Consider the following 18,578-nt stretch of genomic DNA (forward strand, 5'->3'; position numbering starts at 1 on the left):
GGATGCGAACGTTCTACGGCATCGAACTGCCGAACCCCTTGATGCTGGGCACCGCCCAATATCCCAGCCCCGCCATTCTGGAACAGGCCTTTCGCGAAAGCGGTGCGGCGGTTGCAACGGTATCGCTGCGGCGGGAATCCGGCGCGGGGCAGACATTCTGGCAGATGATCCGTGAACTGGGTGTACTGATCCTGCCAAATACGGCTGGCTGTCATACGGTGAAAGAGGCGGTGACCACAGCCCATATGGCGCGCGAAGTGTTTGATACCAAATGGATCAAGCTGGAACTGATTGGCCACACCGACAGTTTGCAGCCGGATGTGTTCCAGCTGGTCGAGGCCGCGCGCATCCTGACCGAAGACGGGTTTGAGGTGTTTCCCTACACCACCGATGATCTGATCGTGGGCGAACGCCTGCTCGAAGCGGGGTGCGAAGTGCTGATGCCGTGGGGGGCGCCTATCGGGTCCGGGCGCGGGCTGAACAACGAATACGCCCTGCGGTCGATGCGGGCCGAGTTCCCTGACACGCCGCTGGTGGTGGATGCCGGGATCGGCCTGCCCAGCCACGCGGCCCATGCGATGGAACTGGGTTATGATGCCGTTCTGCTGAACACCGCTGTGGCCCGTGCCGGTGACCCCGTTCTGATGGCCAAGGCGATGGCGCAGGCAATCCATGCCGGACAACTGGCCCATCAGGCAGACCCGATCGAGGCACGCGATATGGCCGAACCTTCGACCCCTGTTGTTGGAAAGGCCTTCCTGTCATGACGCTGGACCGTTTCTATCCGATCTTCGATCACTCGGACTGGCTGCGGCAGATGCTGCCCCTGGGTGTCAAACTGGTGCAGCTGCGTATCAAGGATCAGCCGGTTGAAGTGGTGCGCGATCAGATTGCCGCCTCGCGTGATCTGTGCCGCGACTACGGGGCGGTTCTGGTGATCAACGATTACTGGCAGCGGGCCATCGATCTGGGTTGTGACTGGGTTCATCTGGGGCAAGAGGATCTGGATGATGCTGACCTGAAAGCCATCCGAAAAGCGGGTCTAAAGCTGGGCGTTTCTACTCATGACGATGATGAGCTTGAGCGGGTTCTGGCCATGGATCCCGATTACGTGGCGCTGGGTCCGGTCTATCCGACCATCCTGAAAAAGATGAAGTGGCATCAGCAGGGCCTGCCCCGCGTGACCGAATGGAAGGCGCGGGTTGGCGACATTCCTCTGGTCGGCATTGGCGGCATGAGCGTCGAGCGCGCAGCAGGGGTGCTGGCAGCCGGGGCCGACATCGTCTCGGCCGTCACGGACATCACGCTGAACGCCGACCCCGAAGCGCGGGTGCGTGCTTGGATCGAGGTCACGAGATGAGCCGCTATGCCCGCCAAACGCTGCTGCCCGAGGTTGGGGCTGAAGGACAGGCCCGCCTGACTGCGGCCCGTGTTCTGGTGGTCGGCGCAGGTGGTCTGGCCGCGCCGCTGCTGCCGCTATTGGCCGGGGCCGGGGTGGGGCATATCACAATTGTCGATGGTGACATCGTCGATCTGTCGAACCTGCATCGCCAGACATTGTTTTCAGAAGAAGATTGCGGGTTGTCAAAGGTCGAACGCGCCGCTGACCGATGCCGTGCGTTGAATGCCGAAATCGATGTGATCGCCATGAAAATGGCTCTAACAGGAGAAAATGCGCCTGATCTGGTGTCGCAGGCGGATATTATCCTGGATTGTGCTGACAGCTATGCGGTCAGTTATTTGCTGTCGGATACCTGTCTGGCACAAGGCAAGCCGCTGATCAGCGCCTCGGTGCTGGGGCTTTCAGGTTATGTGGGCGGTTTCTGTGGCGGCGCGCCATCTCTGCGTGCCGTTTTCCCCGACGCACCGGAAAGTGGCGCAAGTTGCGCCACGGCGGGTGTTCTGGGCCCCGTTGTCGGTGTGATCGGGTCCATGCAGGCGCAGATGGCGCTGAACCTGATCCTGCGGCTTGACCCGTCCCCGCTTGGGCAGATGGTGCAATATGATGCGCGAACCTTGCGCTGTACCGGGTTTCGTTTTGATGACGCGCCGGAACCGGCAAGCTGTTTCCGCTTTCTCTCCGCCAGTCAGTTGAGGGAGACAGACCAGATTATCGAACTGCGTGACCCGAACGAAGCTCCGGTTCCGGCTCACCCGAATGCAACGCGCATTTCACCCGAAGAAATACAAAAAATAGACCCAAACAAGGGGCAACGCCTCGCCCTTTGCTGTGCCACCGGGCTGCGCGCATGGCGCGCTGCCGAGAAAATCCAACCGATTTGGCCGGGCGAGATTGTCCTCGTCGCGGCCTCAGCCTCCTGAGAAAAGGAAACGTGAGATATGAAAAAGCTGATGACAGCCCTTGCCCTTCTGGCCGCCGCGCCGGCCTGGGCCGAAGACAAGATGACCGTCCTGCTGGACTGGTTCATCAACCCCGACCACGGGCCCATCATCGTGGCACAGGAAAACGGCTATTTCGCCGAGCAGGGGTTGCAGGTCGAAGTCGTTGCCCCTGCCGACCCATCCGCGCCGCCGCGTCTGGTGGCTGCCGGTCAGGCGGATCTGGCGGTATCCTATCAGCCGCAGCTGCATTTGCAGATCCACGAAGGGCTGCCGCTGAAACGGGTCGGCACGCTGGTCGCGACGCCCCTGAACTGCCTGCTGGTTCTGAAAGACGGCCCGATCAAATCGCCCGCTGACCTCAAGGGAAAGAAAATCGGTTTTTCCGTCGCCGGTGTGGAAGAAGCCATCCTCAGCACCGTGCTTGGCAAATACGACGTCGCGCTGGATGATGTTGAGATGATCAACGTGAATTTCTCACTCTCGCCCTCGCTGATGACCGGTCAGGTGGACGCGGTGATTGGCGCCTATCGCAACTTCGAACTGAACCAGATGGATATCGAAGGCCGCCCCGGCACCTGTTTCTATATCGAGGAAGAGGGCGTGCCGTCTTATGACGAACTGATCTATGTCGCCAACCCCGATACGATGGACAAAGACAAGATCGCCCGTTTCCTGGCCGCGACCGAAAAAGCGACTCAGTACATCGTCAACAACCCGGAAAAAAGCTGGGAGGTCTTCTCGGCCACCTCGCCCGAGCTGCAGGACGAGTTGAACGCGCGCGCATGGGTCGACACGCTGCCGCGCTTTGCCCTGCGTCCCGCCGGGTTTGACGCTGGCCGTTATGCCCGGTTCGAAGCGTTCCTGAACGACAGCGGCATGATCGACACTGTCCTGCCCGTCAGCGACATTGCCATCGACGTCACCGCGCAATGAGCGATTATGGCAAAGCCTTTGCGCTGATGCGCGATGCGGCGCAGGGGCCGTGGCGGGATTACACCCGCCACGCTTTTGTCGAAGCCCTGAAAGACGGCACCCTGCCACGTCCGGCGTTCCTGCACTATTTGCGTCAGGATTACGTGTTCCTGATCCACTTCTCGCGCGCCTGGGCGCTGGCCGTGGTGAAATCGGAAACACATGCTGAAATGCTGGCGGCGTCGCGTACCGTGAACGGCCTGATCAGCGAAGAGATGAAGCTGCATATCGGTATTTGCGAAGCAGAAGGCATTTCGCAGTCCGATCTGTTTGCAACGCCTGAACGGCCCGAGAATCTGGCCTATACCCGCTTTGTTCTCGAGGCGGGCTATAGCGGTGATCTGCTGGATCTTCTGACCGCACTTGTACCGTGCGTCATGGGATATGGTGAGATTGGCACCCGCCTGTCTGCAGAGGCAACATCAACGACCTATCGTGGCTGGATCGATACCTATGCGGACGAGGGCTATCAGAACGCCTGCGCGGCCGTGGGTGAATTGCTGGATTCGGCTCTAACAGGGCGGATTGGGGCGGATTTCCAATCTTCGCCCCGCTGGGATCGTCTGTGCCGGACGTTCCGTACAGCGACGGAATTGGAGGTCAATTTCTGGCAGATGGGTCTGACCCCATGACCCCGGCGCCCGATCTGACCATCAGCGGCACTGCTACGATCGACGGTGCGATTCTGTTCGCACCGCTGACCCTGACGCTTGACGCTGGGGCTTGGACCTGTCTGCTGGGCGGATCGGGTGTTGGCAAAACCACGGTCTTGCGGCTGATTGCCGGGCTGGCAACCGGGGCTGAATTCTCGGGCCGGATCACCGCCAGCGATGGCCAGCCGGTTTCAGACCGGGTCGCTTATATGGCGCAGGACGACCTGTTGCTGCCTTGGGCGAGTGTTGCGCAAAACGTCTCGTTGGGCGCGCGACTGCGGGGCGAGAAAGTTGACCTTGACCGGCGCGACCGCCTGATCGAGCGGATGCGGTTGCAGGACCATATGACCAAGAAACCGCCCGAGCTTTCGGGTGGGCAGCGTCAGCGCGTGGCACTGGCCCGCACCCTGATGGAAGACCGGCCGATTGTGTTGCTAGATGAACCCTTTTCCGCCCTTGATGCCCGAACCCGTGCCGATATGCAGGATCTGGCCGCCGAGGCGCTGAAAGGCCGCACTGTCCTTCTGGTAACCCACGATCCGGGCGAGGCCGCGCGTCTGGGGCAATCCATCGTCGTCATGACACAGCACGGGCTGACACCGTGCGACCCGCCGGTTGCTCCAGCCCCGCGCAGCGTGGATGATTTGCAGACGCTGGAAACACAAGGCGCGCTTTTGCGGCTGCTGCGGGAGGGCGGGTTATGAAGTCCCTCTCTGTTCTGGCAGCAACCCTGTTTGCCCTTGCCATCTGGCAGGGGATCGTGACCCTGACCGGATTGCCAAAGTTCATCCTGCCCGGCCCTGCGGTGGTTGCTGAAACCTGGTGGCAGAACCGCTGGCTGATTGCAGAACATACCTGGATCACAGCCATTGAGGTCATTATCGGTCTTGCCTGCGGCACGTTGCTGGGCGTTGTCACCGCATTGCAGCTGGCCAATTCCCGTGTCGCACGGGTTCTGGTGCAGCCAATGCTGGTGTTCACGCAGGCCTTGCCGGTCTTTGCACTGGCCCCGTTGCTGACCCTGTGGCTGGGCTATGGCCTGTTGTCAAAGGTCGCGATGGCGGTCCTGATCATCTACTTCCCGATCACGTCGTCCTTCTTTGACGGTTTGATGCGAACACCGCAGGGGTATCTGGACCTTGCGCGCACGATGCAGGCCAGCAAGCGCGCTGTGTTGTGGCATATCCGTGTCCCTGCGGCGTTGCCGTCTTTGGCCTCGGGGATGCGGCTTGCGGCGGTGTATGCGCCGATCGGTGCCGTGATCGGTGAATGGGTCGGTTCATCGCAAGGTCTGGGATATCTGATGCTGCTGGCCAATGGCCGCGCCAAGACGGACCTGATGTTTGCGGCGATGCTGACGCTGGGCGTGTTTTCGATCCTTCTGCACATGATTGTCCGCCGCGCCACCGTGCGTATGGCAGGAGAGGTGCGTTAACCTTTCGGAAAGTGATTCTGCGTCAGGGTAAACGCATGACACAGGACGCCTTTGCCGAAGCCCCCATGCTGTTTGATACGGACGAAGCGCCAGCGCAGCCGCTGCCGAATGGTCGGTTACCCTCCTACATCAAAGACCATCGCAAGCGGCTGCGCGAACGGTTCATGGCGGGCGGGTCCGCAGCGATCCCGGATTATGAGTTGCTGGAGCTGGTTTTGTTCCGGTCCATCCCGCGGCAAGATGTGAAACCATTGGCGCGGGCATTGATGAATGCCTTTGGCGATTTCAACCGCGTGTTGACCGCGCCCGAAGAACGGCTGCGTCAGATCAAGGGCGTTGGTGACACGGTCATCACCGATCTGAAAATCCTCGAAGCCTGCGCGCATCGGATGGCACGGGCGCGGGTGATGCAGCGGCACGTGATATCCAGCTGGGACGCGCTTCTGGATTATTGCCATACAACAATGGCGCATCGCGAGACCGAGCAATTTCGCGTTTTCTATCTGGATCGCAAGAACGTCCTGATCGCGGATGAGGAACAGGCCAAAGGCACCGTGGATCACGTGCCCGTCTATCCGCGCGAAGTGGCCAAACGGGCGCTGGAGCTGAATGCATCGGCCCTGATCCTGGTGCACAACCATCCTTCGGGCGACCCAACGCCGTCACAGTCGGACATCGACATGACCAACCGCATACAGGATGCCTGTTCCGCCCTGGGGCTGACGCTGCATGACCACCTGATCATCGGCAAATCGACCGAGCTCAGCTTTCGTTCCGAAGGGTATCTCTAGTGGCTACTGCACCCAAATCTCGACCCGCCGGTTGACCTTGCGGCCCCATTCGGTGTCGTCGCAGGCCATGGGCATCGCTTCGCCAAATCCTTCGGCGGTAACCGCGATACTGTCAGGGATCGGGGCTTCAAGCGCGGCGATAACCGCGTTCCGCACGGTTTGCGCGCGCCGCAGGGCGATGCGGGCATTTGAAACGGCACCCCCGCCCCCATCGCTGAAGCCTGCAAACACCACCTTGCGTGCCTGCAACGTACCCGCGTCTAGCATTTGTGCCAGTTGCTGAATACTGGCGCGTGACTGCGCGTCCGGACGGGACGATCCGGGTTCGAACCGAACCGACAGGGACAGGCGCGACAAGGGGCGCAGGGTCTTGATCATGCGCTGCAACTCCTCAAGTCCGACCTCAGTTCCACCAGTGACGACCGCATTGGCAAGCCGGTCCCCCTGTACGCCAACCGGCAGGGTTTCAGCAGATTGATCCACATATCCTGCGTCACGTATGGCCATCTGCGCATCGGGGCTTTGGCTATAGGCCAGAAACTGCCGCGCAATCCGGGGCAGGCGTCGTTCCGGCAGATACAGGAACATGGGCATATTCAGTGGGTAATCTTCAGTCTTGATCGACTGGCGGGTCGCGGCCAGCGGATGCCCGCACCCGCCGGTCAACGGCAAAGCGCGGGTGCCATGGGCCGATGCCTTGCTGGCGATCCCGATGGAGAACGGATCCTTAGCCACGGCCGCGGTCAGGTCATGTATGCGTTTGTGGTGGATCGCCGTATCGGTCAGGTCCACACCGGCGGTTTTCAGAACCTGATCCTCGACCGCCTGCGCCAGCCCCGACCCGGCCTCTGGCACATGCAGTGCAATAGGGGCATCCGGCCCACCCAGCTGCGCCCAGTTGCTGACCTCTCCGGACAGAATGCGGGCCAGGTCCGCCAGCGAAACCTGCCGCATCACGCTGTCGGGGGCCACGACCGGGACCATGGCATCCAGTGCAATGACCCGCGACCGACGGGCGCGCTTCAGATCACCCAACCCCGCAGCCTCGGCAGCCTCCCGCTCGGCCTCGCGCATCTCGCGCAGGGCCATCACGATATCCGCCTGGTCCGCGATCAGGTCACTGAACCCGCGATCGGTGGTGCCCACGTCAAAGAAAAACCGTGCCAGCGGCGCCGACCGGCCTGCCTGATGCAGCTCGTAAACAAAGGTGTCCTCATCCACGCGGGCGGGGGTCGCGGTCAGGTCTTCCTGACGGGCAAAGCCGATGATCAGGGCGGGCAGCACCGTTTCCGCCATCACCGATGATCCGGAAAACTGCACTTCGGCGACGAAATCGATCAGGTTGGGGCAGGCGGGCCCCTCACAAGTGACGCCCGAGCCATCCACGGTCAACGTCCCGAATTGCGTATCGACGCGATAGAACTCACCGTCAAAGCTCAGCAGATTGCCGGTCACTTCGACCTTGCCATCATGCGAGGTCAGTGTGATGTCCTGCCCAAAAGCACCGGTCGCCACCGTCACGGAAAACAGCGCAGCCACCGCCACACGGAAAAATGTCATAAGAGGTTCAAGCCTGCCTGCGGATTACTTTGCCGCGATTGTCAGGTCTGAGAGCAGATTATTCAACACCAGAAACTCGCCCGCGCGCGAACAATCCGGCAGGGTCACTGACATGTCGCGCGACCGCAGGCGGCGGTCCGACAACAACTCCAGCGACTGCACGTTCAGCGTGTGGCCGCAATTTGCATCGGTCACTTCGGCCTCGACAGTCAGGTCAATCGTGCCGGATTGATCCGACGTACTGGCCGGGAAAGAATACACTTCGATATTCTGCGTCATACCGGAACCGGACTGACCCAGACGCATAACCTTACCGGCGCCTTCGGCAGATGCGTCATCCCAGACATGGCCATCCGCGCCATAGCTGGCACCAAATTCCAGCGCATGAATCTGCAACTCGGTATCACCCTGCCATTGCAAGACAACACGATCAAAACCGGCGATTTCGGGAACGTGAGTGGTGGCGACAGTGCCTGTTTCATCTTCGAAAGAAAACAGGAAGATCGCGTATTCCGAAAGAGCCGGGATCGCCATGTCCAGCGCGCCGCTGGCATCCGTCATCTGGCTAACAGTCAGGCCGCTATGGTGAATTTCAATCCGCTCGTTCTTGTGGCACGGCGCTTTCAGCGACAGGTGTGCCAAGGCACCGGGTGCTGCGTTTGCGTGCGCGCTGATCCGGCAGTTCGATGTCTTGGGGGCTACAGGTACAGCGCGGGGTGCCGGTGTAACAGTGACCGGATCGGCATCTGATACGGTGGCCGAAGTCAGAACGATACTGTCCAGTCCCGACAGAATCGAAGACTGATCGGCAACAGAGGCCACATCGACACCGCCCTGCGCGCGGTTCTGCTGCGCAGCCGGTCCGTTCTGCATCAGATAGCCTATGCCCAGGGCACAAGCGACCGTTCCGCACATGGTTACGTAGTTGCGAACTACAAACAAGACACCCTCCCCAGTTGAAGGAGCAGCTTGCACTCTCGCCACCAATCGCGGCCAATTTGTGGCCGCGAGACGGACTCATTGTGATTAAAGGGTGTTAACGTCAGGTCAATCTGCCGTGGCAGTGTTTGAACTTCTTGCCGGATCCGCAGGGGCACAGGTCGTTTCGCGACGGGTTACCCCAGGTCGACGGATCACTCTCGTCAAAACCCGGCAGGGCATCGCCTGACGCCGCCGCTTCGGCCTTGGCCTCGGCCTGGCTTGCGGCCTTGTCCACGGCCTGCTGGGCCTGCGCCTGTTGCGCCGCCATCTGCGCCAGCATTTCCCTCTGCTCTTCTTCGGTCAGTGGACGCACGCGCGACAATTGCTGTGTCACGGTTTCCCGCAAACCGTCCAGCATGGATTCGAACAGCTGGAAGCTTTCGTTCTTGTATTCGTTCAGCGGGTCGCGCTGGGCATAGCCGCGGAACCCCACGACCGAGCGCAGATGTTCCAGCGTAAGCAGATGCTCGCGCCATTTGCTGTCGATGGTCTGCAACAGCACCTGCTTTTCGATGTTGCGCATGTTTTCGGGACCAAAGGCAACCGCCTTCTGGGCCATCATCTCATCCGCGGCCTTGATCAGGCGCTCGCGCACCTGCTCGTCATCCACGCCTTCTTCGGCAGCCCAGTCCTGAACCGGTGCATCGATGGTCAGCTTGTCCTTGATCGCCGCATGCAGACCGTCGGTATCCCACTGATCCGCATAGGATTTCGGCGGCATGTATTCGTCAATCAGATCGTCGATCACCTGCTCGCGCATATCCGAGACGATCTCGGACAGGTCATTGGCCGACATGATCTCGCGGCGCTGGCTAAAGATCACCTTGCGCTGATCGTTCATCACGTCGTCGAATTTCAGAACGTTCTTGCGCATGTCGAAGTTGCGGCCCTCGACCTTGGACTGCGCGCGTTCCAGCGACTTGTTCACCCAGGGGTGAATGATCGCCTCGCCTTCTTTCATGCCCAACGTGGTCAGCACCTTGTCCAGCCGTTCCGAGCCAAAGATGCGCATCAGGTCGTCTTCAAGGCTCAGGTAGAATACGGTACGGCCCGGATCGCCCTGACGGCCCGAACGGCCGCGCAGCTGGTTGTCGATGCGGCGGCTTTCATGGCGTTCGGACGCCATCACATAAAGGCCCCCTGCGGCCAGAACCTTTTCTTTTTCTTCCGCGTGGCGCGCCTCTTCTGCGGCGCGCAGCTCCGACGGATCAGCCTCGGGGTTGTCCGCAATCGCTTGCAGCACCTTCATCTCGACATTGCCGCCCAGCTGAATGTCGGTGCCGCGACCGGCCATGTTGGTGGCGATGGTCACCGCGCCCAGACGGCCGGCATCAGCGACAATCTGCGCCTCCTGCTCGTGCTGGCGGGCGTTCAGAACGTTATGGGCGATGCCTTCCTTGGTCAGCATCTGGCTCAGCAGTTCCGATTTCTCGATCGAGGTCGTCCCCAGCAGAACCGGCTGACCCTTTTCCTGCGCCAATTTGGTCTCTTCGATCATCGCGCCATATTTTTCCATGGCGGTGCGATAGACCTGATCATCCTCGTCCACACGGGCAATCGGCTTGTTGGTCGGAACCTCAACCACGCCCAGGCCGTAAATCTCGGCAAATTCCTCGGCCTCGGTCAGGGCGGTCCCGGTCATGCCGCCCAGCTTGTCGTAAAGGCGGAAATAGTTCTGGAAGGTCACACTGGCCAGCGTCACGTTCTCAGGCTGAATCTGCACGTTTTCCTTGGCTTCGATGGCCTGATGCAGGCCCTCGGACAGGCGGCGGCCCGGCATCATGCGGCCCGTGAATTCGTCGATCAGAACGACATTGCCGTCGCGCACGATGTAATCCTTGTCGCGCTGGAACAGCTTGTGCGCGCGCAGACCCTGATTCACGTGATGCACCACGGTCGTGCTTTCCGGGTCATACAGCGAATGGCCTTCAGGAATCAGGCCGGCAGCCAACAGCTGCTGCTCCAGAAACTCGTTGCCCTCATCCGTGAAGGTCACGTTGCGGGCCTTTTCGTCCAACGTGTAGTGTTCGTCGGTCAGACTCGGGATCAGCGCATCGATGGCGGTATACAGGTCCGAGCGGTCCTGTGCCGGACCCGAGATGATCAGCGGCGTCCGCGCCTCGTCGATCAGGATCGAATCGACCTCGTCCACAATCGCGAAATTGTGGTGCTTCTGGTAAACCTGCTCCAGATCGGCCTTCATGTTGTCGCGCAGATAGTCAAAACCCAGCTCGTTGTTGGTGGCATAGGTGATGTCGCAGGAATAGGCGGCCAGTTTTTCCGCGTCAGGCTGGCCCGACCAGATCACGCCTGTGGTCATGCCTACGGCAGCAAACACCTTGCCCATCCATTCCGCGTCGCGCTTGGCCAGGTATTCGTTCACCGTGACCACATGCACGCCCTTGCCGGTCAGCGCGTTCAGATAGGCAGGGAGGGTCGCGACCAGTGTCTTGCCCTCACCCGTCTTCATTTCCGAGATGTTACCCTGATGCAGGAAAACACCGCCCATCAGCTGCACGTCAAAGGCGCGCAGCCCCAGCGCGCGGCGGGCGCCTTCGCGCACGTTGGCAAAGGCTTCGGGCAGCAGATCGTCAAGGCTTTCGCCATCCAGCGCGCGTTTGCGCAGGTCTTCTGTCTTGTCGATCAGGCCCTGATCGGACAGTTTCTCGAACTCGGGTTCCAGCGCGTTGATCTTTTCGATCAGGGGGCGGGTCGCCTTGATCTTGCGGTCGTTCGGTGTTCCGAACACCTTTTTGGCGAGCGTTCCGAGTCCCAGCATGTTCACTCCAGCGGATCTGTTCTTGTCTTGGTTTTTGACAGGCTTGCCCACCTTGCGCGCAACCCATAGATACGGGGGGTGAAAGGCGGCCCTGTCCAAGGCTTCAAAGCGATGTAAGCGGCAGGTTCCAGAGTGTCAACGCTGCGCCCTGCCGCGGCAAGGAAATAGGATGATTCAATGCCCAAAGGCCTCACTATTCTGCCATCGCTGGCTCTGACCGCCATGATGGCCTTGCCGCTGGCCGCCGAAACCCAGCCGGATGCATCCACCGTGGTGGCGCGTGTGAACGGGGATGAGATCACTTTGGGTCACGTGATCGCAACCGTTGCCGCCCTGCCGCCGCAGTACCAGCAGGCCGAAGATGACGTATTGTTCGACTTCGTACTGGAACAGCTGATCCAGCAGCAATTGCTGGGGCAACAGCAGGACGGGCTGAACAAACTGAACACGCTGCGGCTGAAAAATGAAGAACGCTCACTTCTGGCGGTTCAGACCGTCACAGCCCTGACCGATACCGTTGTCACGGACGAGGCCATTCAGGCAGCCTACGACGCGCAGTACAACGATTTCGCGGGTGAGGACGAATTCGATGCCAGCCACATTCTGGTCGAGACCGAAGAACAGGCCAACGACCTCAAGGCGCAGCTTGATGACGGCGCCGATTTCGCCGAACTCGCGCGCGCGCACTCCACCGGTCCGTCCGGCCCCAATGGCGGCTCGCTGGGCTGGTTCGGCAAGGGCCAGATGGTACCGGAATTCGAAACAGCCGTGGTCGCGCTCGAAAAAGGGCAGGTGTCCGACCCGGTTCAGACGCAGTTCGGCTGGCATGTGGTCAAGCTGAACGACAAGCGCAAAACCGAAGCGCCCGCGCTGGATGCCGTGCGCGAAGAGCTTGCACAAACCGTTCAGCAGGACGCCATTCAGGCGCGCATCGATGAACTGACACAGCAGGCCCAGATCGACCGCCCCGCTCTGGAAGGTGCCGGACCCGAAGTCCTGCGCCAGCTGGACCTGATTCAGGAGTAACCCCCGTGGCCAAGATCACCAAGGTTTCGCCGCTGGCGCCAGCGTCCTTCCCTGATTTGCCTGCAATTGACGGTGTGCGGTTCGCCACCGTCGCGGCGGGCGTGCGATATCAGGGCCGCACCGATGTCATGCTGGCCGTGCTGGACCCGGGCACATCTGTGGCCGGGGTCTTTACCCGTTCGGCCACACGGGCGGCACCGGTTCTGGATTGTCAGGACAAGATCGGCGGGCCCAGTGATGGCCCGGCGGCGATCCTGGTGAACTCGGGCAATGCCAATGCCTTTACCGGGCATTATGGTCAGACCTCGGTGGCCGAGGTGACGCAGGCCGTCTCGAAGGCGACTGGTGTTCCGGTCGAGCGGGTCTTTACCTCCTCCACCGGCGTGATTGGTGAGCCGCTGGCTCATGACCGCATCATTGCCAAGCTTGAAACGCTGAAGGCGGGTCTCAGCCGTCACGCGATCGAAGACGCCGCACGCGCGATCATGACCACGGACACCTTCCCGAAAGGGGCCGTGGCGCAGATCGAAATTGATGGCAAAACAGTTTCTATTGCGGGGATTGCAAAGGGTTCCGGCATGATTGCGCCAGATATGGCGACGATGCTGGTCTATATCTTTACCGACGCGCAGGTCGAACAATCGGCGTTGCAGGCGATGCTGGGCGCGCAGACAGACCGGACGTTCAACAGCATCACCGTGGACAGCGATACATCCACCTCGGACAGCCTGCTGCTGTGCGCCACCGGCGCTTCGGGTGTGGACGCCACCGGCAACGCGGCCTTCGCCGAGGCGCTGGAAGCCGTGATGCTGGATCTGGCCCAGCAAGTGGTGCGCGATGGCGAAGGTGCCACGAAATTCGTCGAAATCCGCGTGACAGGGGCCGCAACAGACGCTGACGCCAAGACCCACGGCCTTGCCATCGCCAACTCTCCGCTGGTCAAAACCGCCATCGCGGGCGAAGATCCGAACTGGGGTCGTATCGTCATGGCCATCGGTAAATCCGGCGCCGCGGCGGATCGCGACCTGCTGAGCATTTCTTTCGGCGACATCCTTGTGGCCGAAAAAGGCTGGGTCAGCCCCGATTACAGCGAAGACGCAGCCGCCGCTTATATGAAAGGTCAGGATCTGGTCATCGCCGTTGATCTGGGCCTGAGCGCGGGCAAATCCACCGTGTGGACCTGCGATCTGACCCATGGGTATATCGAGATCAACGCGGATTACCGCTCGTGAAAACCGTGTTGGTCTCTGCGGTCGCCCTGATCGACATCGAGGGCCGGGTGCTGTTGGCCCAACGCCCCGAGGGTAAATCCATGGCCGGTCTTTGGGAATTTCCCGGCGGCAAGATCGAGCCCGGCGAAACCCCCGAGGCCGCCCTGATCCGCGAATTGCACGAGGAGCTGGGCATCGATACCTGGGCCTCGTGCCTCGCCCCCCTGACCTTTGCCAGCCACAGCTATGACGATTTCCACCTGCTGATGCCGCTGTTCGCCTGCCGCAAATGGCAGGGTATCCCACAGTCGAAAGAGGGGCAGGCGCTGAAATGGGTCCGCGCAAATGACCTGCGCAACTACCCCATGCCCGCCGCAGATGTGCCCCTGATCCCGATCCTGCGGGATTGGTTGTAAGGGCTCAAGGGGCGTCAGGCGCAAACGGCCCGAATTTCAGCTTGGCGGATTTATTTGCCGATTTGTGGTAGTGTTCGAGTGCTTTCTCAACGGTGAAGGAGTACCTCGTTATGATTGCAAGTCGAGTTGCAAAGCTTTGGGGGTCCAGGATTGTTTTGATTTTGGCCTTTTTTGTTTTGGTGGTTCATGGTGCCAAAGCAGATGATGCGAAGACTGCGATAACGGTCATGATCGAAGAACAGGCCCGAATTGACCGCTACGTTGAGCTCGATTTTGCGCGGCAGGATCTTTTGTTTCACCAGACAAGTACGATCCTGGCCCTATACGGTGATTACAACTCCTACACCAAATCGGACGGCACTCAGGCCAATGGCTCTGACATGACGCGGTTCAGAAATCGGGTCACTGAATACGTGCCCGCTGCCATTGTGGATTTCCGCCGAAAGTCCCAAAGAGACAAATCAATTTCAGGGGATGAGGCAAGCAAGGCGGAAGCCGCCGAAGCCCTGATGGAAGAGATGCTTTTGGCCGCAGGCGAAATCATTGAACTTTGCGACGCCAACAAGCCCTATGAGGCAAGCCTCGTTTACCGCGATAAGACAATGCCCTTGAACACGAAACTTTTGGGGTTGCTGTACACGTTGCGCTCAACATCTGTTGGTCGTTTTAAAAAAGCAGCATTAAAAGCTAAGTATCAATAGCCGCGCCAACCTGCCGAAGGTCGAAGTCTGTTTGCCGGTCCGGCATCCCTGCTGCACACGGGACCTGTTTGGTACGGTAAAGCCCAAGGCTACCGGATACCACTTATAGGTCAAAGCTAATCTGGATATCTGTATAATGTAAAAGATGATGCGGCTGCTAAATACAGACGGTCATCGGACGGCGCGGCATTCCCGCGCCGTCACAAGAAACCAATAGCGCCAAACGCCAGACGCAAACCGCATTTCTGTCAATGAAGCGGTAGCTTGTCGTGGTTCGGGTTTTTGAACAGCAGCACGCCATCAATTTCGATCTGTGGCCGACCTTCGATCAACCTGTGAATCACGGGGCGGTCCATTTCGAGCGTCCATCCCTTTGTCAGGAAAAACTCCTGCAAAGCGCCTTCAAGATAGCGAGAGTGCGTTCCGATAAACACGCGCTTTACAAGATTTTCTATGCCGTCGAAGTTGCTCTGCACAAAGTCCAGCTCCGAGCCCTGAATATCGATGTGTAGCAGATCGACAGCTTCGCCATTAGACAGGGTTTCAAGCGTATAACAATTCAGCTCTGTATAGTCACCTTTGGCGCGGGATTCGGCCAGAACCTTTTCGTCCGGATAGAAAATCGGCTCTGCGCCCCAGTTTTCGTGCGCCTCTTCGTATTTTGGGAAAAGCGCGATGCCCTCTTTGCTGGCGGCCACCCCATTGACAAGGCGGTACTCACTTGGGTTGAAGCCGTTCAGTTGAAACGTGCGCTCGGCGTTTTCCAGATGAGAGCTGTCACCTTCGATACCGATCAGGTCGACGCTTAACCCTCTCTTTTTGGCGACGAAGCCCATATTATTTAGCCAGCATCCCCAACCGCAACCAAGTTCAATAATCCGGTAAGTACCTGAGGCCTCTTTCACAGACAGAAGTGTTGCCGCCCATTCTGCGATGTCTGCATGCCAATTACCCGGATCGGGAATAGGTTCTACCTTGCCTGCCAGGGGTTCCAGGATGCTGGACATCACGCGTGGTTCAATTCTGACGCCAAGAAAGTTGGTCACCACCCCGTCTGTTGCTTTCGGATTGGGTTCGGCGAACTCACGAATTAGATCCAAAGCTGGAAAATCGCAAACATAGTTGTAAAGAGGGTGCCCGGCACCTGCTTGGTATTCCTGATTTTGCGCTGGAGTATGAGTTTGCGCGCGAAAATGCCGCCTGAAAAATCGCCTGAGTCCCAACCTTCTGTCCTCAAATGAATTGTAAGTCGCCTCACTTTGAATAGATAGCTGGTAATGTCCAGCTATCCGTGGCGAAAAACGGAAGCTGTGGTTGTCGCAGGTTTGTGATTTCAGAGACAATTTTCGCGTCGTTCTGAGATTAATAGATGGCGCAGTTGCTCTCTCTTCTGGTTGTGCCTCTTCGCAATTTTCGTCCTGTTCGTCGAACCCGCATAACAACCTGTGCAGCGCATAACCGTTCAATAGCCCGACATGTTCATATTGTACAAAACGTAACATCACCCCTCTGCACCTGTTACAATTCGTAAGAATTGAGAAAACATCAGGAAAAAGTTGACGCTGATCGTGCGGGTGTCCCAAATCGGGGCACTGGCATCCGGGGGCTTTCCCGGATCCGCCATTTCCGGCTTTGAGGAGGCCGGATGGGGAGGAGAAAAAGATTGGCTCAGACGCAGTCGGGCGCCGAAGGGTTGCACTCCCTTCCGGCGCTTCTACACCGCAACGCGACCCAGTTCGGGGATGCCCCGGCCTATCGGGAAAAAGAATTTGGGATCTGGCAATGCTGGACCTGGGCTGAAGCGGCCAAGGAAATTCGCGCGCTCGCCCTTGGATTTCTTGAAATTGGCGTTGAGCGCGGTGACCACATTGCCGTGATCGGACGCAACCGGCCAGCACATTACTGGACCATGGTCGCAGCACAGATGGTCGGTGCAGTTCCGGTGCCTCTGTATCAGGACGCAGTCGCCGAAGAGATGACCTATGTGATGGAGCATTGCGGCGCGAAATATGTCGTCTGCGGTGATCAGGAACAGGTCGACAAGGTCATCGAGATTCAGGAAAAAGTGCACCAGATCAAGCACATCCTCTATACCGACAAGCGGGGGATGCGGAAATACGACCACAGCCAGATGAACGCGCTGGAAGACCTCATGGCCGAAGGTCAGGCAGGACATCAGCGGTTTGATGCAGAGCTGGACAAGCGCATCTCTGAGATCACCTATAACGACACCTGCGTCATGCTTTATACCTCGGGCACAACGGGCAAGCCCAAGGGGGTGGTTCTGTCGAACCGCAACGTGATCGAAAGCGCCAAGAATTCAGCGATCTTCGACCATTTGACCCGCGATGAAGATATCCTTTCCTATCTTCCAATGGCATGGGTCGGGGATTTCATCTTTTCCATCGGTCAGGCCTATTGGTGCGGGTTCTGCGTGAACTGCCCGGAAAGCGCCGACACGATGATGACCGACCTGCGCGAAATCGGGCCGACCTATTTCTTCGCCCCACCACGCGTGTTTGAAAGCCAGCTAACCAATGTGATGATCCGGATGGAGGATGCGAGCAAGCTGAAGCAGCGCATGTTCCATCACTTCATGGCGCATGCCAAAAAAGTGGGTGGCAAGTTGCTGGATGGCAAACCCGTCGGCTTTGGCGACCGGATGAAATACGCGCTGGGTAACCTGTTGGTCTACGGGCCGCTCAAGGATACGCTGGGTTATGGCCGGTTCCGGGTTGGCTATACAGCGGGTGAAGCGATCGGACCGGAAATCTTTGATTTCTATAGATCTTTGGGCATCAACCTGAAACAGCTTTATGGCCAGACCGAAGCAACCGTGTTCATCACCGTACAGCCGGATGGCGAGGTTCGGGCCGACACGGTTGGCGTGCCCGCGCCGGATGTCGAGATCAGGATCGACGACAAGGGCGAGATCCATTACCGCTCGCCCGGCGTGTTTGTCGAATATTACAACAACCCGGATTCCACGGCATCGACCAAAGATGCCGAAGGCTGGGTGGCAACGGGTGATGCCGGGTTCATCGAGGAAAGCAGCGGCCATCTGCGGATCATCGACCGCGCCAAGGACGTGGGCAAAATGGCCGACGGGTCCATGTTTGCGCCGAAATATGTCGAGAATAAACTGAAATTCTATCCCGATATTCTCGAGGTCGTTCTGTTCGGAAACGGCAAGGATCGCTGCGTGGCCTTCATCAATATCGACCTGACAGCGGTCGGCAACTGGGCGGAACGCAACAACGTGGCTTACGCCTCCTATCAGGAACTGGCAGGCCATCCGCGTGTGTTAGAGACGATCAGGGCGCATGTGGAAGAGGTCAACAAATCGGTAGCAGCTGATGAAATGCTGTCCGGTTGCCAGGTGCATCGCTTTGTCGTTCTGCACAAAGAACTGGACGCTGATGATGGTGAGATGACGCGCACCCGGAAAGTGCGGCGTGGGTTTGTCGAAGAGAAGTTCCACGACATCATTGCGGCGCTTTATGACGGGTCCGAAAGCGTGTCGACCACGACCGAAGTGACCTATGAAGATGGGCGCAAGGGATCGATCAGCGCGACGCTGAAAATCGTGGATGCGCCGGTTGTACCGGGTGCGCAGCACAAGGTGGCAGCGGAATGATAATGCGTAGTCGGAACTTAATATCCCCGCCGATAGTCTTGAATTCCCCACTCGCCTTTCGCGGTAGTTTGCT

Annotated in this window: 17 protein-coding genes; 13 read left to right on the forward strand and 4 right to left on the reverse strand. The window is 59.1% G+C overall.

Annotation, left to right across the window (positions count from 1 at the left end; genetic code table 11):
* Positions 1-2: 2 nt before the first annotated feature.
* Genes ACR0J7_RS07675 through radC form a run of 8 tightly spaced genes read left to right on the forward strand, consistent with a single transcriptional unit; the run spans position 3 to position 6,194 of the window.
* A complete protein-coding gene (locus ACR0J7_RS07675; protein ID WP_480474355.1) occupies positions 3-767 on the forward strand; it encodes a thiazole synthase in 765 nt (254 codons plus the stop codon).
* Positions 764-1,360: a thiamine phosphate synthase gene (locus tag ACR0J7_RS07680; RefSeq protein ID WP_480559220.1), complete on the forward strand. Its 597-nt coding sequence runs from the start codon at positions 764-766 to the stop codon at positions 1,358-1,360. Before ACR0J7_RS07675 ends, ACR0J7_RS07680 begins: the two co-directional genes overlap by 4 nt.
* Positions 1,357-2,322 (forward strand): ThiF family adenylyltransferase, encoded by a 966-nt coding sequence (locus ACR0J7_RS07685; protein WP_480913748.1) that lies wholly within the window; start codon positions 1,357-1,359, stop codon positions 2,320-2,322. The genes ACR0J7_RS07680 and ACR0J7_RS07685 overlap by 4 nt, the downstream gene beginning before the upstream one ends.
* An 18-nt stretch (positions 2,323-2,340) precedes the next feature.
* Positions 2,341-3,276 carry an ABC transporter substrate-binding protein gene (locus tag ACR0J7_RS07690; protein WP_480474352.1) on the forward strand — a complete coding sequence of 312 codons (936 nt, stop codon included), beginning with the start codon at positions 2,341-2,343 and terminating at the stop codon, positions 3,274-3,276.
* Positions 3,273-3,947, forward strand: coding sequence for a TenA family protein (locus ACR0J7_RS07695; RefSeq protein WP_480913750.1), 675 nt, complete (start codon positions 3,273-3,275; stop codon positions 3,945-3,947). The genes ACR0J7_RS07690 and ACR0J7_RS07695 overlap by 4 nt, the downstream gene beginning before the upstream one ends.
* The gene (locus ACR0J7_RS07700; RefSeq protein WP_480913751.1) at positions 3,944-4,672 is read left to right on the forward strand and encodes an ABC transporter ATP-binding protein; all 729 of its coding nucleotides are present in this window, start codon (positions 3,944-3,946) and stop codon (positions 4,670-4,672) included. Before ACR0J7_RS07695 ends, ACR0J7_RS07700 begins: the two co-directional genes overlap by 4 nt.
* Positions 4,669-5,403, forward strand: a complete 735-nt coding sequence (locus tag ACR0J7_RS07705; RefSeq protein WP_480913753.1) for an ABC transporter permease — start codon at positions 4,669-4,671, stop codon at positions 5,401-5,403. The genes ACR0J7_RS07700 and ACR0J7_RS07705 overlap by 4 nt, the downstream gene beginning before the upstream one ends.
* A gap of 35 nt (positions 5,404-5,438) precedes the next feature.
* Positions 5,439-6,194: a RadC family protein gene (radC, locus tag ACR0J7_RS07710; protein WP_209506928.1), complete on the forward strand. Its 756-nt coding sequence runs from the start codon at positions 5,439-5,441 to the stop codon at positions 6,192-6,194.
* 3 nt (positions 6,195-6,197) lie between these two features.
* Here radC and ACR0J7_RS07715 read toward each other — a convergent pair whose 3' ends face one another.
* From ACR0J7_RS07715 to secA, 3 genes are all read right to left on the reverse strand, one after another.
* Positions 6,198-7,754: a phosphate ABC transporter substrate-binding/OmpA family protein gene (locus tag ACR0J7_RS07715; protein ID WP_480913755.1), complete on the reverse strand. Its 1,557-nt coding sequence runs from the start codon at positions 7,752-7,754 to the stop codon at positions 6,198-6,200.
* A 24-nt stretch (positions 7,755-7,778) separates the two neighbouring features.
* Positions 7,779-8,696: a hypothetical protein gene (locus ACR0J7_RS07720; protein ID WP_480913757.1), complete on the reverse strand. Its 918-nt coding sequence runs from the start codon at positions 8,694-8,696 to the stop codon at positions 7,779-7,781.
* A 100-nt stretch (positions 8,697-8,796) separates the two neighbouring features.
* Positions 8,797-11,514, reverse strand: a complete 2,718-nt coding sequence (secA, locus tag ACR0J7_RS07725; RefSeq protein ID WP_480586931.1) for a preprotein translocase subunit SecA — start codon at positions 11,512-11,514, stop codon at positions 8,797-8,799.
* A 177-nt stretch (positions 11,515-11,691) separates the two neighbouring features.
* On the opposite strand from secA, the gene ACR0J7_RS07730 reads away from it, so the two are divergent.
* From ACR0J7_RS07730 to ACR0J7_RS07745, 4 genes are all read left to right on the forward strand, one after another.
* Positions 11,692-12,540: a peptidylprolyl isomerase gene (locus ACR0J7_RS07730; RefSeq protein ID WP_480913759.1), complete on the forward strand. Its 849-nt coding sequence runs from the start codon at positions 11,692-11,694 to the stop codon at positions 12,538-12,540.
* A gap of 5 nt (positions 12,541-12,545) precedes the next feature.
* The gene (gene argJ / locus ACR0J7_RS07735; RefSeq protein WP_480913761.1) at positions 12,546-13,772 is read left to right on the forward strand and encodes a bifunctional glutamate N-acetyltransferase/amino-acid acetyltransferase ArgJ; all 1,227 of its coding nucleotides are present in this window, start codon (positions 12,546-12,548) and stop codon (positions 13,770-13,772) included.
* Positions 13,769-14,167, forward strand: coding sequence for an 8-oxo-dGTP diphosphatase MutT (mutT, locus tag ACR0J7_RS07740; RefSeq protein WP_267363933.1), 399 nt, complete (start codon positions 13,769-13,771; stop codon positions 14,165-14,167). Before argJ ends, mutT begins: the two co-directional genes overlap by 4 nt.
* A gap of 110 nt (positions 14,168-14,277) precedes the next feature.
* Positions 14,278-14,868, forward strand: coding sequence for a hypothetical protein (locus ACR0J7_RS07745; RefSeq protein ID WP_480913762.1), 591 nt, complete (start codon positions 14,278-14,280; stop codon positions 14,866-14,868).
* Positions 14,869-15,116: 248 nt separating this feature from the next.
* Here the strand turns inward: ACR0J7_RS07745 and ACR0J7_RS07750 are convergent, their stop codons facing one another.
* Entirely contained in the window at positions 15,117-16,370 is a 1,254-nt protein-coding gene (locus ACR0J7_RS07750; RefSeq protein WP_480546051.1) for a class I SAM-dependent methyltransferase, read from the reverse strand.
* A gap of 143 nt (positions 16,371-16,513) precedes the next feature.
* Between ACR0J7_RS07750 and ACR0J7_RS07755 the strand changes: the two genes are divergently transcribed.
* Positions 16,514-18,505, forward strand: coding sequence for an AMP-binding protein (locus tag ACR0J7_RS07755; protein WP_480773068.1), 1,992 nt, complete (start codon positions 16,514-16,516; stop codon positions 18,503-18,505).
* Positions 18,506-18,578: the final 73 nt, after the last annotated feature.

Source organism: Ruegeria sp. O4 (assembly GCF_056535125.1).

Excerpts from the sequence above, each read along its gene's own strand:
- ACR0J7_RS07705 (WP_480913753.1), top strand. The coding sequence starts at position 4,669 with ATGAAGTCCCTCTCTGTTCTGGCAGCAACCCTGTTTGCCCTTGCCATC.
- ACR0J7_RS07690 (WP_480474352.1), top strand. The coding sequence starts at position 2,341 with ATGAAAAAGCTGATGACAGCCCTTGCCCTTCTGGCCGCCGCGCCGGCC.
- ACR0J7_RS07695 (WP_480913750.1), top strand. The coding sequence starts at position 3,273 with ATGAGCGATTATGGCAAAGCCTTTGCGCTGATGCGCGATGCGGCGCAG.
- ACR0J7_RS07675 (WP_480474355.1), top strand. The coding sequence starts at position 3 with ATGCGAACGTTCTACGGCATCGAACTGCCGAACCCCTTGATGCTGGGC.
- ACR0J7_RS07680 (WP_480559220.1), top strand. The coding sequence starts at position 764 with ATGACGCTGGACCGTTTCTATCCGATCTTCGATCACTCGGACTGGCTG.
- ACR0J7_RS07715 (WP_480913755.1), bottom strand. The coding sequence starts at position 7,754 with ATGACATTTTTCCGTGTGGCGGTGGCTGCGCTGTTTTCCGTGACGGTG.
- radC (WP_209506928.1), top strand. The coding sequence starts at position 5,439 with ATGACACAGGACGCCTTTGCCGAAGCCCCCATGCTGTTTGATACGGAC.
- ACR0J7_RS07685 (WP_480913748.1), top strand. The coding sequence starts at position 1,357 with ATGAGCCGCTATGCCCGCCAAACGCTGCTGCCCGAGGTTGGGGCTGAA.
- secA (WP_480586931.1), bottom strand. The coding sequence starts at position 11,514 with ATGCTGGGACTCGGAACGCTCGCCAAAAAGGTGTTCGGAACACCGAAC.
- ACR0J7_RS07755 (WP_480773068.1), top strand. The coding sequence starts at position 16,514 with ATGGGGAGGAGAAAAAGATTGGCTCAGACGCAGTCGGGCGCCGAAGGG.
- ACR0J7_RS07700 (WP_480913751.1), top strand. The coding sequence starts at position 3,944 with ATGACCCCGGCGCCCGATCTGACCATCAGCGGCACTGCTACGATCGAC.
- ACR0J7_RS07730 (WP_480913759.1), top strand. The coding sequence starts at position 11,692 with ATGCCCAAAGGCCTCACTATTCTGCCATCGCTGGCTCTGACCGCCATG.
- ACR0J7_RS07745 (WP_480913762.1), top strand. The coding sequence starts at position 14,278 with ATGATTGCAAGTCGAGTTGCAAAGCTTTGGGGGTCCAGGATTGTTTTG.
- ACR0J7_RS07750 (WP_480546051.1), bottom strand. The coding sequence starts at position 16,370 with ATGTTACGTTTTGTACAATATGAACATGTCGGGCTATTGAACGGTTAT.